Annotated in this window: 11 protein-coding genes; 4 read left to right on the top strand and 7 right to left on the bottom strand. The window is 65.5% G+C overall.

Annotated features, from left to right (window positions below; all coding sequences use genetic code 11):
- Positions 1-116: 116 nt before the first annotated feature.
- From IE266_RS16170 to IE266_RS16155, 4 genes are read left to right on the top strand one after another with little or no spacing between them, the layout of a single operon-like run.
- Positions 117-1,352 carry a serine hydrolase domain-containing protein gene (locus IE266_RS16170; RefSeq protein WP_229864223.1) on the top strand — a complete coding sequence of 412 codons (1,236 nt, stop codon included), beginning with the start codon at positions 117-119 and terminating at the stop codon, positions 1,350-1,352.
- Complete coding sequence (locus IE266_RS16165; protein ID WP_189681148.1) at positions 1,349-3,316, top strand: acetoacetate--CoA ligase; 1,968 nt, start codon at positions 1,349-1,351, stop codon at positions 3,314-3,316. Before IE266_RS16170 ends, IE266_RS16165 begins: the two co-directional genes overlap by 4 nt.
- Entirely contained in the window at positions 3,309-4,187 is an 879-nt protein-coding gene (locus tag IE266_RS16160; RefSeq protein WP_189681147.1) for an acyl-CoA thioesterase, read from the top strand. Before IE266_RS16165 ends, IE266_RS16160 begins: the two co-directional genes overlap by 8 nt.
- Positions 4,184-5,230 carry an amidohydrolase family protein gene (locus tag IE266_RS16155; protein ID WP_189681146.1) on the top strand — a complete coding sequence of 349 codons (1,047 nt, stop codon included), beginning with the start codon at positions 4,184-4,186 and terminating at the stop codon, positions 5,228-5,230. Before IE266_RS16160 ends, IE266_RS16155 begins: the two co-directional genes overlap by 4 nt.
- Before the next feature lie 70 nt (positions 5,231-5,300).
- Here IE266_RS16155 and IE266_RS16150 read toward each other — a convergent pair whose 3' ends face one another.
- From IE266_RS16150 to IE266_RS16120, 7 genes are all read right to left on the bottom strand, one after another.
- Positions 5,301-6,068, bottom strand: coding sequence for an SDR family oxidoreductase (locus tag IE266_RS16150; RefSeq protein WP_189681145.1), 768 nt, complete (start codon positions 6,066-6,068; stop codon positions 5,301-5,303).
- Between the two features lie 10 nt (positions 6,069-6,078).
- On the bottom strand, positions 6,079-6,852 hold the full coding sequence (locus IE266_RS16145; RefSeq protein ID WP_189681144.1) for an SDR family NAD(P)-dependent oxidoreductase: 774 nt from the start codon (positions 6,850-6,852) through the stop codon (positions 6,079-6,081).
- A complete protein-coding gene (locus IE266_RS16140) occupies positions 6,852-8,156 on the bottom strand; it encodes an acyl-CoA dehydrogenase family protein (RefSeq protein ID WP_229864188.1) in 1,305 nt (434 codons plus the stop codon). Before IE266_RS16140 ends, IE266_RS16145 begins: the two co-directional genes overlap by 1 nt.
- Positions 8,157-8,177: 21 nt before the next feature.
- Entirely contained in the window at positions 8,178-8,957 is a 780-nt protein-coding gene (locus IE266_RS16135; protein ID WP_189681143.1) for an enoyl-CoA hydratase-related protein, read from the bottom strand.
- A gap of 3 nt (positions 8,958-8,960) precedes the next feature.
- A complete protein-coding gene (locus IE266_RS16130; protein ID WP_189681142.1) occupies positions 8,961-10,259 on the bottom strand; it encodes a 3-hydroxyacyl-CoA dehydrogenase in 1,299 nt (432 codons plus the stop codon).
- Positions 10,256-11,959, bottom strand: coding sequence for a class I adenylate-forming enzyme family protein (locus IE266_RS16125; RefSeq protein WP_189681141.1), 1,704 nt, complete (start codon positions 11,957-11,959; stop codon positions 10,256-10,258). Before IE266_RS16125 ends, IE266_RS16130 begins: the two co-directional genes overlap by 4 nt.
- A gap of 244 nt (positions 11,960-12,203) precedes the next feature.
- Positions 12,204-13,436 carry an acyl-CoA dehydrogenase gene (locus IE266_RS16120; RefSeq protein ID WP_189681140.1) on the bottom strand — a complete coding sequence of 411 codons (1,233 nt, stop codon included), beginning with the start codon at positions 13,434-13,436 and terminating at the stop codon, positions 12,204-12,206.
- Between the last annotated feature and the right edge of the window lie 64 nt (positions 13,437-13,500).

The following is a 13,500-nucleotide window of genomic DNA, read 5'->3' as shown; positions in this document are numbered from 1 at the left end:
AGGAACGCCATGTTCGAAAACCCTTGCGGCGGGGCATGACGCGGCCGGGTCGTCATGGCCTGCGCACGGATCACGAGGCAGGCAGGACTGACAGGAATACAGGAGCAGAGATGAAAATGGCCTCTCCCGAGAGCAAGGGTTTCGACCGGGACCGCCTGTCCAGAATCAACTCCTGGATGGAACGCTATGTGGAAGAACGGAAATTTGCCGGAAGCTCGGTCCTGGTGGCGCGCGGCGGCGAAGAGGTCTGGTTCAACGCGACCGGGCAGCGCAGCGTCGAGCGGGATCTGCCCTTCGAGCGGGATACGGTCGTACGCATCTACTCGATGACCAAGCCGATCACCTCGGTGGCGATCATGATGCTGGCCGAACTGGGGCTGTTCCACCTGGACGCGCCGGTCAGCGAGTTCATCCCGGCCTTTGGCAAGATGCAGGCGCTGGTGCCGGGTGCGATCCGTTTCGAACAGACCGAGACGGCACCGGCCCCGACGCTGCGACAGCTGCTGACCCATACCTCGGGGCTCAGCTATGCGTTCAACCCCGGCCTGGTCGGCAAGATCATGGCGGAGGCCAAGATCGACTTCCGTTCGCCCACGGCCTCGCTGGAAGAGATGAGCAACCGGGTGGCGGCGCTGCCTCTGGCGTTCCAGCCGGGCCGGCACTGGGAATATTCGGTTGCCATCGACGTGCTCGGCCGGGTGGTCGAGGTGGTTTCGGGGCAGAGCCTGGGCGCCTTCCTGCAGAACCATATCCTTGGGCCGCTGGGGATGACCGAGACGGCCTTTGTGGTGCCGGAGGGGACGGGGGACCGATTTGCCTCGCTATACACGCCGCTCTCGGGCGAGCCGATGGAGCTGAACGCGCCGCGCGAGGCGGGCGACACGCTGCGGCTGGCCGATGAGGCGGGCAGTTCGGGATTTGAACGCCCGGCCTGCGAGTCGGGCGGCGGCGGGCTGGTCGGGACGATCGACGATTACATCAAGTTCGTCGAGATGCTGCGCAATGGCGGCATGGCGGCGGGGGGTCGGTTGCTGAGCCCGCGCACGCTGGATTTCATGATGCGCAACCACCTGCCCGGCGATATCGCCAGCATGGGGCCGAGGAGCTTTGCCGAGCAGCCGATGGAGGGCATGGGCTTTGGCCTGGGAGGCTCGGTGGTGCTGGATCCGGGCCGCGTGGGCGTGCCGGGCAGCGTCGGCGATTTCAGCTGGGGCGGCATGGCCTCGACCATGTTCTGGGTCGACCGGAAGCTTGACCTCTCGGTGGTCTTCTTCACCCAGTTGTCGCCGTCGAGTTCCTATCCCTGCCGGGCCGAGCTGAAGGCGCTGGTGCATGGGGCGCTGGTCGGATGAGCGGGCGGCAGATCCTCTGGACCCCGTCGCCCGAGCGCGCCGCCGCCTCGACCCTGAGCGCCTACATGCGCTGGCTGGCCGAGCGGGGGCTGCCGTTTGACAGCTACCAGGCCCTCTGGGACTGGAGCGTGACCGACCTGGATGCTTTCTGGCGGTCGATCTGGGAGTATTTCGGGATCGGCGCGCCCGAGGAGGTCGGCACCGTGCTGGCCGAGCGGAAGATGCCGGGGGCGGTCTGGTTCCCGGGCGTTTCGCTGAACTTCGCCGAGGTCGTGCTGCGCGAGGGGGCGAAAACCCCGGACCGTGTGGCGCTGAGCGTGCGGTCGGAGACCTTCGGTGACAAGGACCTGACCTGGGCGCAGCTGCGCCAGCAGGTGGCCAACGTCGCCGCGCGGCTGAAGGCGATGGGCGTGGGGCAGGGCGACCGGGTGGTCGCCATCCTGCCCAATACCGAGGCGGCGATCATTGCCTGCCTCGCTACGGCGAGCCTTGGCGCGATCTGGTCGCTTTGCGCGCCGGACATGGGCCATGTCGCCATCATCGACCGTTTCCGCCAGATCGAGCCGAAGGTGCTGATTGCGCAGGACGGCTATGTCCACGCCGGCAAGGACATCGACCGGCGCGCGGTGCTGGAGACCATCCTCGCCGGGCTGCCGACGGTCGAGCACCGGGTCTGGATCCCGGTAGCCGGCGCTCTGCCCGAGGGCGCGGTGGTCTGGGAGGAGATGATCGCGGGGAGCGAAGAGTTCCAGCCGGTGAAGGTGGCCTTCGACCAACCGCTGTGGATCGTCTATTCGTCGGGCACCACCGGCAACCCCAAGCCCATCGTGCATGGGCAGGGCGGGATCGTGGTGGAATCGGCCAAGCAGTCGTTGCACCAGGATTTCACCGCGGCGGATACCTATTGCTGGATGACCTCCTCGGGCTGGATCATGTGGAACTCGCAGTTCACCGCGCTGGCGCGGGGGGCGACGGTTGCGCTGTTCGACTCTGCGCCGAACCAACCCGACCTGCTGGCGCTGTGGCGCTTCGCGGCCGAACGGCGCGTAACCTATCTCGGTGCGGGGGCGGCCTTTTATGCCACCTGTCTGAAGGCGGGGATCCGGCCGCGCGATGCGGTCGACCTCACGGCGCTGCGGTCGATCGCGGCGACCGGGTCGCCGCTGTCCGAGGACGCCTATCGCTGGATCTATGACGCCGTGAAGCCGGATGTCTGGCTGGCGCCGATCTCGGGCGGGACCGATCTGGCGGGGGCCTTTGTCGGGGGCAACCCGTTGATGCCGGTGCGCATGGGCGAGATGCAGTGCCGGTTCCTTGGCAATGCGGTGCGGGCCTATGACGAGGAGGGCCACGAGCTGATCGACAAGGTGGGCGAGCTGGTCTGCACCGAACCGCTGCCGTCGATGCCGCTCTATTTCTGGGGCGATACCGACGGGCGGCGGCTGCACGAGAGCTATTTCGACACCTATCCCGGCATCTGGCGGCATGGCGACTGGATCGAGTTCACCCCCGAGGGCGGCTCGGTGATCTATGGCCGCTCTGATGCCACCATCAACCGCAAGGGGCTGCGCATGGGCTCGGCCGAGATCTACCAGGCGGTCGAGGGGCTGGAGGAGGTGATGGACTCGCTGGTGATCGACCTGGAGTTCCTGGGCCGCGAGAGCTTTATGCCGCTGTTCGTCGTCCTGGCCGCCGGGGTAGTGCTGGACGATGCGCTGAAGGCGAAGATCAACGATGCCATCCGCACCGCCGTCTCGGCCCGGTTCATCCCCAACGAGATCGTGCAGATCGCCGAGGTGCCGCGCACGCTGTCGGGCAAGAAGCTGGAAGTGCCGGTGAAGAAACTGCTGCTGGGCGGGGATCCGGCCAAGGTGGTGAACCGCGACAGCATGAGCAACCCCGGCAGTTTCGACACCTTTGTCGCCTATGCCGAGGAACGTGAGAAAGACAGAATAAATGGTTGATGTTGCAGAGGAACTTCTGGGCATTCTGGATATCGAACAGCTTGAGGTCGATCTGTTCCGGGGCACGGGCGCGGGCGGCGAGACGCCGACGCGAATTTTCGGCGGGCAGGTCATCGCGCAGGCGCTGATGGCGGCTTATCGCACCGTGCCGGACCGGGCCTGCCATTCGCTGCACGCCTATTTCATCCGGCCGGGCGACCCGAAGATCCCGGTGATCTACGCGGTCGACCGGGCCCGCGATGGCGGCAGCTTTGCCACCCGGCGGGTGGTCGCGATCCAGCATGGCAAGCAGATCCTGAACCTTTCGGCCTCGTTCCACGACGCCGAGGAGAGCTGGAGCCACCAGCATCCCATGCCGAAGGTGGTCGGCCCCGAGGGGCTGCCCAGCCAGGCAGACCTGCGCGCGCCACATGCCGACAAGATCAAGGCCAGCCTGCGGCCCGACTTCCTGCGTCCGCGTCCCATCGAGATCCGCGAGATCGACCCGCAGGAGTATTTCACCCCCAAACCGCTGGATGACCGCAACAACCTCTGGTTCCGGATGGAGGCGGCGCGGGGCCAGTCAGAGATGATGCAGCATTGCCTGCTGGCCTATGCCAGCGACATGATGTTGCTCGGCTCGTCGCTGCGCCCGCATGGGCTGAGCTGGATGGTCGGGGGGGTGGTCACCGCGAGCCTCGATCACGCCATGTGGTTCCATGCGCCGATCCGCTTCGAGGACTGGCATCTCTACTCGCTCGACAGCCCCTTCACCGGTGGCGGGCGCGGCTTCAACCGGGGCGCGATCTATACCGAGGACGGGCGGCTTGTCGCCTCGGTGGCGCAGGAGGGGCTGGTGCGGCGATACAAACCGAAGGAGGAGCGGGGATGAACGCAAGCGGGGGACGATACCAGGGATGGGTCGCGGGGATGGAACTGCGCGACGACTGGCTGGCGCAGGTGCAGGAAGAGATCATCGACCCCGCGCGCGAGATCATCGACCCCCATCACCATCTCTGGGTGCATGGCACGCCCGAGGCACCGGCGGTCTACGAGATGGAGGCGCTGTGGCGCGACACCGGGTCGGGGCACAATGTCGTGGCGACAATGTTCATGGAGTGCCGGTCGTATTGGGACATGGACGCGCCCGCGCACCTGCAATCGGTGGGCGAGTCGCGGCGGGTGGCGGAGATGGCGGCCAGCGCCGGTCCCGGCCAGTCGAAGATCGCCGGGATCATCTGCAACATCGACCCGCGGCTGGAGCCGGGCCTGCTGGACGAGGCCATCGACGCGCATCTGGAGGCCGGGCAGGGGCTGGTCCAGGGCGTCCGCTTTGCCGGGGCGCGCGACAGCGAGCCGGAGAAGCTGGTGATCCCGGGGCGCGGTGCCGAGGGGCAATATGCCGACACGGCCTTCCGGCGCGGGCTGCAGCGGTTCGCCGAGCGCGGGCTGACCTTCGACACCTGGCATTATCACCCGCAGAACGGCGAATACCTGGATCTCGCGCGGGCGCTGCCCGAGGTCACCATGATCCTCGACCATTTCGGCGGCCCGCTTGGGGTGGGACGGTTCACCGGCAGGCGCGATGAGTATTTTGCGGACTGGCAGCGCGACATGGAGGCGATTGCCGCCTGTCCGAACGTTCACGCCAAGCTGGGCGGCTTCCTTATGCCGGACAATGGCTGGGGGTTCCACCAGGCGGCGCGGCCGGCAACCTCGGACGAGGTCGTGGCGCTGCAGGGCAAGTGGTATGCGCACATGCTCGACGTCTTCGGTCCCGAGCGCTGCATGTTCGAGAGCAATTTCCCGGTGGACCGTATCTCGGTCAGCTATCCGGTGATCTGGAACGCCTTCAAGAAGATGGCTGCGGGGTTTTCCGAGGCCGAGAAGGACGCGCTGTTTGCCGGTACGGTGCGGCGGGTTTACGGGGTGTGAGGTGTGGGTGCGCAATGAATGCGCACCCTACGGGCCGGAGTAGGGTGCGCATTCATTGCGCACCAATCGGTCATTGCTTGCCGAAGACGCGGTTGAGCTTCCGCATCCCGCCGATCCACTTGTCGTAGTTCTCGGCCTTGTTCTTCATGTAGCCGAGCACCTCGGGGTGGGGCAGTACGAGAAAGGTCTCGGCGCGGATGGTCTGCACGCAGGCCTCGGCCACGGACTCGGGTTCGAGCATCCCGTTGATCGAGGCAACCCCGTCCTCGTGGCCGCGCGTCATCTCGGAACGCACCGCCTGCGGGCAGAGCACCGAGACCTTGATGCCGTCGTCGCCGTGGGTCATCGCCAGCCATTCGGCCAGCCCGACGGCGGCGTGCTTGGTCACGCCATAGGGCGCCGAGCCGACCTGGTTCAGCAGGCCCGCCGCCGAGGCGGTGTTCAGCAGATAGCCGCCGCCCCGGGCGATCATGCGCGGGATCAGGTGGCGGGCGGCCCAGACGTGGGACATCACGTTGACCTCCCAGATTCGCTGCCAGTCGCCGTTCTCGACCTCCATCCCGCCGAGCGTCAGGATGCCGGCGTTGGAGCAGAAGAGGTCGATCGGGCCGAGTTCGGATTCGACCCAGTCGATCAGGCCGGTGATCTCGCTCTCGCGCGCCACGTTGACCTCGGCGGCGACGCCACCGATGGAACGCGCCGTCGCCTCGGCCCCGGCGAGGTTCATGTCGGCGCAGACCACCTTGCGGGCGCCCTCGGCGGCGAAGCGTACCGCCATCGCCTTGCCGATGCCGCTGGCGGCACCGGTCACGACGATGATCTTGTCCTTGAGTTCCATGCCGCTCTCCTCAGGTCCACATGTTCGAGCCGCCGCAGACGGTCAGCGCCTGGCCGGTCATGTAACGGCTGGCGTCCGAGGCCAGGTAGACCGCGATGCCGGCGAAGTCGTCCGGCTCGCCCAGGCGGCGCATCGGGATGTCCTTCTTGATGCGGGTCTCGACCTCGGGGTTGTCCCAGAGTTCCCGCGCGAAGTCGGTCTTGATGAGCCCCGGGCAAATCGCGTTGAAGCGCACGCCCGACGGGCCGAACTCGGCCGCGAGGTTGCGCACCAGCCCGATCAGCGCCAGCTTCGACATGCCGTATGTGCCGAGCATCTCGGATGGCTTGAACGCGCCTATGGAGGAGGTGAACAACATCGAGCCGTTGCCCTTGGCGACCATGTCCGGCACGGCAAACTGCGCGAGCCAGAGGTTGGCCTGGACGTTGGCCTTCATGGTCTTCTCGTAGGCGTCATCGGGGATCTGCGAGGTCTTGCCGTAATAGGGGTTAACCCCGGCATTGCCGACCACGATGTCGATGGGGCCAATGTCGGCGCGGGTCTTGGCGACAAGCGCCTCGAGCTGGTCCTTGTAGCCGACATTGCAGGCGATGCCGGTGGCCAGTTCGGCCCCGACCTCGTCGTTGATCGCCGCCGCCGCCAGGTCGAGCTGGTCCTGCTTGCGGGCGGAGATCACCACCTTGGCGCCGTGGCTGGCGAGGGCTGTCGCCATTGCCAGGCCCATGCCCTTGGACGCGCCGGTCAACAGCGCGACGCGTCCCGTCAGGTCGAACAGCTTGCTCATCACGGCCCCTCGAACATGCGGCCGCCGGTCGATGTGCGGACCCGCGACTTGCGGTCGTTGGAGTCCTCGTAGGACTTGACCTCGGCGCGGGCGACCACGTTGTGGTGCACCTCGTCGGGACCGTCGGCGAAGCGCAGGGTTCGCTGGCCGACATACATCTCGGCCAGCGGGAACCATTGCGACAGGCCGGCAGCGCCATGCACCTGCATCGCCTGGTCGATGATCTGCGCGGCCCGCTCGGGCACCATCGCCTTGATCGCCGAGACCCAGATGCGGGCCTCCTTGTTGCCCAGCACATCCATCGCGCGGGCGGCCTTGAGGACCATCATCCGCATCGCCTCGATGTCGATGCGCGCGCGGCTGATCGTCTCCATGTTCTTGCCGAGGTCGACGATGCGCTTGCCGAAGGCCTTGCGGCTGATGGCGCGGTCGATCAGCATGTCGAGAGCCTTGTCGGCGGCCCCGATGGACCTCATGCAGTGGTGGATGCGGCCCGGCCCGAGGCGCAACTGGCTGATCTCGAAGCCACGGCCTTCGCCCAGCAGGATGTTCTCCTTGGGCACGCGCACGTTGTCGAACTTGATGTGCATGTGGCCGTGCGGCGCGTCGTCATGGCCGAAGACGCGCATCGGGCCGAGGATCTTCACACCCTCGGCATCGATCGGCACGAGGATCTGGCTCTGCTGCTTGAAGGTTTCTGCCTCGGGTGAGGTTTTCACCATTGTGATCATGATCTTGCAGCGCGGATCTCCGGCGCCGGAGATGTAGAACTTCTCGCCATTGATCACCCATTCGTCGCCTTCGAGCACCGCCGAGGTCGAGATGTTCTTGGCATCCGACGAGGCGACGTTCGGCTCGGTCATGGCGTAGGCGGAGCGGATCTCGCCGTTCAGCAGGGGCTTGAGCCACTTCTCTTTCTGCTCGGGGGTGCCGACACGTTCGAGCACTTCCATGTTGCCGGTGTCGGGCGCCGAGCAGTTCAGCGTCTCGGAGGCCAGCGGGTTCTTGCCCAGCTCGGCTGCGATATAGGCGTAGTCGAGGTTCGACAACCCCTCGCCGGTTTCGGCGTTGGGCAGGAAGAAGTTCCACAGGCCATTGGCGCGGGCCTTGTCCTTGGCGGTCTGCAGCAGTTCGAGCTGGCCCGGCGCGTGCGACCAGCGGTCAGCCCGGCCTTCGCCCAGGCGGTAATATTCCTCGGTGATCGGATCGACATTCTCGGTGATGTGCTTGACCACGGCATCCAGCAGGGGCCGGGCCTTTTCGGACATCCTGAGATCGTTCAGTTCGGGGGGGTGTTTCGCCATCGACATCTCAGCGTCTTCCTTTCAACGGTTCTTCCATTCGGGTTTGCGTTTCTCAACAAAGGCCTGGACGCCTTCCTTGAAGTCTTCTGTCTGGGCCAGGTCGGCCTGCACCTCGCGGCTGTACTGGAGGCTCTCGGGCAGGCCGTCGGCCACCGCCATGCTGTTCAGGATCCGCTTGGTCGCCTTCACCGAGGAGGGCGAGACGGTGCAGATCTGCTCGGCCAGGGCCATGGCGCGGGTCATCAGCTCGGCATGGGGCACCACCTCGTTCACACAGCCGAGGCGCAGCGCCTCGTCGGCGAGGATGGTGCGGCCGGTGATCATCATCTCCTGCGCGGCGAGGCGGCCGATGTAGCGGCTGAGCCGCTGCACGCCCGAGGCAGAGGCGAAGAAGCCGACCTTGACCTCGGGCAGGGCGAATTTCGCCTGATCCGATGCCAGGATGATGTCGCAGCTGAGCGCCGTCTCGAAACCGCCGCCCATGGCAAAGCCGTTGACGGCGGCGATGATCGGCTTTTCGAGATCGAAGCGCGACGAGAGGCCCGCGAAACCGCTGGGCGGCAGGCCCTTCTTGATGCCGCCGGTGGCGGTGGCCTTGAGGTCGTTGCCGGCGGTGAAGGCCTTGTCGCCCGCGCCGGTCAGCACCGCGACCCAGAGGGTCTCGTCCGCGGCGAAGGCATCCCAGCAGGCGGCCATCTCCTCGTGCATCGGCAGGTGCACGGCGTTGTAGACCTCGGGCCGGTTCATGGTGACCACCAGGATATGGCCGCGGGTCTCTGTCTTGATGAATTCGTAAGCCATGCCTTATCCTTTCGTCTTCAAGCCACCGGTGTCGATTTCCGTGAACTTTCCGCCAGTTGCGGCGAGATCCTTGAGCAGTTCCGCCGGCGCGAACTCGGGGTCTTCGGCGGCCAGGGCCTCCATCCGGGCGAGGATCGCAGGGGCGCCCACGGTGTCGGCATACCACATCGGGCCGCCCTTGTCGGCGGGCCAGCCATAGCCGTTGAGCCAGACCACATCGATATCGGAGGGGCGCTGCGCCTTGTTCTCTTCGAGGATCTTCAGCGCCTCGTTGATCATCGGGTAGATGCAGAACTCGGTGATCTCGTCGGGCGACATGCTGCGCGGTTCGGCGCCGGTGATGTCGGCGATGATCTTCGCGGTGACATCCGAGGGGATCGGGCGGCGGGTCTCGTCGTAGTCGTAGTAGCCCGCGCGGGTCTTCTGGCCGCGGCGGTCGATCTCGCAGAGGGCGTCGCGGATGGGGTTCTCGGTTTTGGCGCCCTTGGACCAGCCGATATCCAGGCCGGCGAGGTCGGACATCTGGAACGGGCCCATCTTGAAGCCGAAGGTGTTGAGCGCGGCGTCGACATCCCAGGGCATGACCCCCTTGTAGACGAGCTTGTTGGCCTGCTTCTGGCGCGCAAACAGGATGCGGTTGCCGACGAAGCCGGGGCAGACGCCGACCAGAACGGCAATCTTGTTGATCTTGCGGGCGAGATCCATGCAGCTTGCGACCACGTCGTCGGCGGTTTCGCGGGCGCGGACGATTTCCAGCAATTTCATGACGTTGGCAGGCGAGAAGAAGTGCAGCCCGATGACATACTGCGGCCGCTTGGTCATGCTGGCGATTTCGTCGATGTCCAGCGCCGAGGTGTTCGTCGCCAAGATCGCGCCGGGTTTCATGACGCGGTCAAGCTCGGTGAAGATCTGCTTCTTGAGGCCCATGTCCTCGAATACTGCCTCGATCACCAGGTCGCATTGAGCCAGATCAGACAGCGCGAGCTTGCCGGTGTAGCGGGCCATTCGGGCCTCGACCTCTTCCTGCGGAAAGCGGCCCTTGTCGGCGCTGTTCTGGTAATTCTGCCGTACGATGCTGAGGCCGCGTTCCAGCGCCTCGGCCTTGGTCTCGACGATGGTCACCGGAAAGCCGGCGGTGGCGAAATTCATCGAGATGCCGCCGCCCATGGTGCCGGCGCCGATGATGCCGATGGTCCTGATCTCGCGGCGCGGGGTCGAGGCGTCGAGGCCGGGAACCTCCCAGGCGGCCTTGCCGGCTTCTGCGATGTAATTGGCGGTTTCCTCCACGGTCGGGGCGGTCATGTCTTCTCCTTCATCAAGTCCAGGCAGGTGGCGCGGATGCCGCGCCGGTCGAGTTTGTCGGTGGTGCCACGGGGCAGGGGCGCGGTTTGCAGCCAGATCCGCTCGGGCACCTTGAAACGGGCGATATGGGCTTCGAGAAAGGCGCGCAGCTCGGCCTCGGTGGTCGCGGCGCCGGGCGCGAGCATGACGGCGGCGCCGACCACCTCGCCCAAGCGGTCGTCGGGGATGGCAAAGGCGCAGGCCTCGGCCACCGCGACATGGCGGTGCAGCGCGCCTTCGACGTCGAGGCAGGCGATATTCTCGCCGCCGCGAATGATGATGTTCTTCTTGCGGTCGACGATGGTGACGATCCCGTCGGCGTCGATCCGGCCCATGTCGCCGGTGCGCAGCCAACCGTCCTGCATCGCTTCGGCCGTCGCCTCAGGTTTATTGAGGTAGCAGCGCATGTTGCAGGGGCTTCTTACTGTAATTTCACCAACTTCTCCGGTGGCGACATCCTGGCCGTCGTCACCGAGGAAACGGAGCTCCTGAATCGGCGGATAAAGCCGACCGCAGGCGCCGGGATGGGCAATGTAATCGGGGCCGGCGAAGCCGATGCCGTTGGCGTTGGTCTCGGTCATGCCCCAGCCGGTGGCGACCTGCGCCTGCGGGAAGGCGCGGGCGAGGCCCTCGACCTGCGCCGCCGGGCGTTTGGCGCCGCCGGCGCCGAGGAAGCTCAGCGACTTCAAGCTGGATCCGGCGCGTTCGGCGGCGCTCAGCAGGTCGGCGGATTGCGTCGGAACGCCGACAAAGCGCGTGACCTGCTCGCGGTCGATCAGTTCGACCGCCAGGTCGGCGTTCCACTTGTCCATGACCGTCAGCTTGCCGCCGGCGGGAATGCTCAGCAGGAACATCGGGTGCGAGGCGGTAACGTGGAAGAGCGGCGTGACGATGAGATAGGAGGGCCTGGGGGCAGGGGGTGCGTCCACAGGCGGCGGTGTGGTCAGAATCGCGATCTCGCCTTGCATCAGCCAAGTGAATACCGCGTTCATCGCGCCACGATGGGTGAGCACCACGCCCTTGGGATGACCCGTGGTGCCCGAGGAATACATGATGGCCATATCATCATCAGTTTCAACATCTTGCGATGGCCAGTTAAGGTGATATCCCAATGCCTTGACCTGCGAGAAACGGCGCACCGCAAGGTCTTCGCCGTCGCGCGTGCCGATCAGCGTCAGGTCAAGCGCCTCGGTCAGCGGCGCGATGCGTCTCACGCGTTCGCCGTCGGCAAAGACCAGTTTCGCGGCGCTGTCGCGCAGCGCGTAGTCGAGTTCCTCGGTGGTCCACCAGCTGTTCAGGAAGACCGCGACGCCACCGGCGGCGGTGATCGCCATGAAAAGGATGAGCAGCTCGGGACAGTTGCGCATCGCGATGGCCACGGGCTGGCCCTTGACCATGCCCATGCGGCTCAGCGCGTTGGCCATCTGGCGGATATCGCGGCAGAATTCCTCGTAGTTCCAGCGCTCGCCGTGGAATACCAGGTAGTCGCCACCATGTGCGTTCTGGGCCGCGGCAGACTGCTGCAGCAGCTCGCGCGTGGTCGCGGGGATGTTGGCGAAGACCTTGTAGCTTTGTCCGCGGATGTCGGCAGTGGTGACCGCGAAGATCGGGTTCGTCGTCGTGATACGCGCGACCGCTTCGTCCAGGGTCATTGCCGTCATCAGGCAATACCCAAACCCAACCCGCAGTGCGGGTCAAACCCTGAAGACATCCGTTTTCCTCCCTCGGATGTGCGGTACAGTGCCGCGACTCTCTCGTCGGGAAAATGTTAGAATGGATTTCAGGGGCTGCCAATGCTTGTCGGAATATTATTCCGCATATCGGAGTTTAACATAATACTGATTATGAGATAAATGAATGTCGCTAAAAGCGGCTCCCCCATATGGAGGAACCGCCCGGATTTGCTTAGAAAAACGCCTGCAGACCGGTCTGGGCGCGGCCCAGGATCAGTGCGTGGACGTCATGAGTCCCTTCGTAGGTGTTCACCGTCTCGAGGTTCATCATGTGGCGGATCACCTGGAATTCGAGGCTGATGCCGTTGCCGCCGTGCATGTCGCGCGCCATCCGCGCGATGTCGAGCGCCTTGCCGCAGTTGTTGCGCTTGACGATCGAGATCATCTCGGGCGCGGCCTGCGCCTCGTCCATCAGGCGACCGACACGCAGGCTGGCCTGCAGGCCTAGCGAGATCTCGGTCATCATGTCGGCGAGTTTCTTCTGGAACAGCTGGGTCTGCGCCAGCGGCCGGTTGAACTGTTTGCGGTCGAGGCCGTATTGCCGCGCGGCGTGCCAGCAGGCCTCGGCCGCTCCCATCGCGCCCCAGCTGATGCCATAGCGTGCGCGGTTGAGGCAGCCGAACGGACCCTTGAGGCCTTCGACATGCGGCAGCAGCGCGTCCTCGCCGACTTCCACGCCGTCCATCACGACTTCGCCGGTGACCGAGGCCCGCAGCGACATCTTGTTCTGGATCTTCGGCGCGCTCAGGCCCTTCATGCCCTTTTCCAGTACGAAGCCGCGGATCTTGCCGCCATGCGCCTCGGACTTGGCCCAGATCACGAAGACATCGGCGATGGGCGCGTTCGAGATCCACATCTTGGAGCCGGTGATCTTGTAGCCGTCGGCGGTTTTCACCGCGCGGGTCTTCATGCCGGCCGGGTCGGAACCGGCGTCGGGTTCGGTCAGACCGAAGCAGCCGATGAATTCGCCGCTGGCGAGCTTGGGCAGATATTTCATCCGCTGCTCTTCCGAACCATAGGCATAGATCGGATACATCACCAGGCTGGACTGCACCGACATCATCGAGCGGTAGCCGGAGTCGACGCGTTCGACTTCGCGCGCCACGAGTCCATAGCTGACATAGCCGGCGCCGATGCCGCCATATTGCTCGGGCACGGTGACGCCCAGCAGGCCCATCTCGCCCATCTCGCGGAAGATCTCGGGCTCGACGCCCTCTTCGGCGAAGGCTTTGCCGACGCGCGGCATGAGTTTTTCCTGGGCGTAGGCGCGCGCCGAAGCGGCGATCATGCGTTCGTCCTCGGTCAGCTGATCGTCGAGCCGCAGGGCGTCGGACCAGTCGAATTTGCCCAGATCGGGCGCATCCTTGGCCTTGAGAGCGGGTTTCGGGTTGCTGGGGGCGTTCATCTCGTGCTCCTCCTGTTCGAGTTGCGGGCAGTCTATGCGCGGCGGCGGCGAAAAAACAGCGAGA

The organism is Seohaeicola zhoushanensis (assembly GCF_014656415.1).
GTDB lineage: Bacteria > Pseudomonadota > Alphaproteobacteria > Rhodobacterales > Rhodobacteraceae > Seohaeicola_A > Seohaeicola_A zhoushanensis.
This window is presented reverse-complemented; position numbering and strand designations above follow the sequence as displayed.

What these genes read in the sequence shown, in the direction of transcription:
- IE266_RS16170 (WP_229864223.1), top strand. Translation starts at nt 117, where the DNA reads ATGGCCTCTCCCGAGAGCAAGGGTTTCGACCGGGACCGCCTGTCCAGA.
- IE266_RS16165 (WP_189681148.1), top strand. Translation starts at nt 1,349, where the DNA reads ATGAGCGGGCGGCAGATCCTCTGGACCCCGTCGCCCGAGCGCGCCGCC.
- IE266_RS16160 (WP_189681147.1), top strand. Translation starts at nt 3,309, where the DNA reads ATGGTTGATGTTGCAGAGGAACTTCTGGGCATTCTGGATATCGAACAG.
- IE266_RS16155 (WP_189681146.1), top strand. Translation starts at nt 4,184, where the DNA reads ATGAACGCAAGCGGGGGACGATACCAGGGATGGGTCGCGGGGATGGAA.
- IE266_RS16150 (WP_189681145.1), bottom strand. Translation starts at nt 6,068, where the DNA reads ATGGAACTCAAGGACAAGATCATCGTCGTGACCGGTGCCGCCAGCGGC.
- IE266_RS16145 (WP_189681144.1), bottom strand. Translation starts at nt 6,852, where the DNA reads ATGAGCAAGCTGTTCGACCTGACGGGACGCGTCGCGCTGTTGACCGGC.
- IE266_RS16140 (WP_229864188.1), bottom strand. Translation starts at nt 8,156, where the DNA reads ATGGCGAAACACCCCCCCGAACTGAACGATCTCAGGATGTCCGAAAAG.
- IE266_RS16135 (WP_189681143.1), bottom strand. Translation starts at nt 8,957, where the DNA reads ATGGCTTACGAATTCATCAAGACAGAGACCCGCGGCCATATCCTGGTG.
- IE266_RS16130 (WP_189681142.1), bottom strand. Translation starts at nt 10,259, where the DNA reads ATGACCGCCCCGACCGTGGAGGAAACCGCCAATTACATCGCAGAAGCC.
- IE266_RS16125 (WP_189681141.1), bottom strand. Translation starts at nt 11,959, where the DNA reads ATGACGGCAATGACCCTGGACGAAGCGGTCGCGCGTATCACGACGACG.
- IE266_RS16120 (WP_189681140.1), bottom strand. Translation starts at nt 13,436, where the DNA reads ATGAACGCCCCCAGCAACCCGAAACCCGCTCTCAAGGCCAAGGATGCG.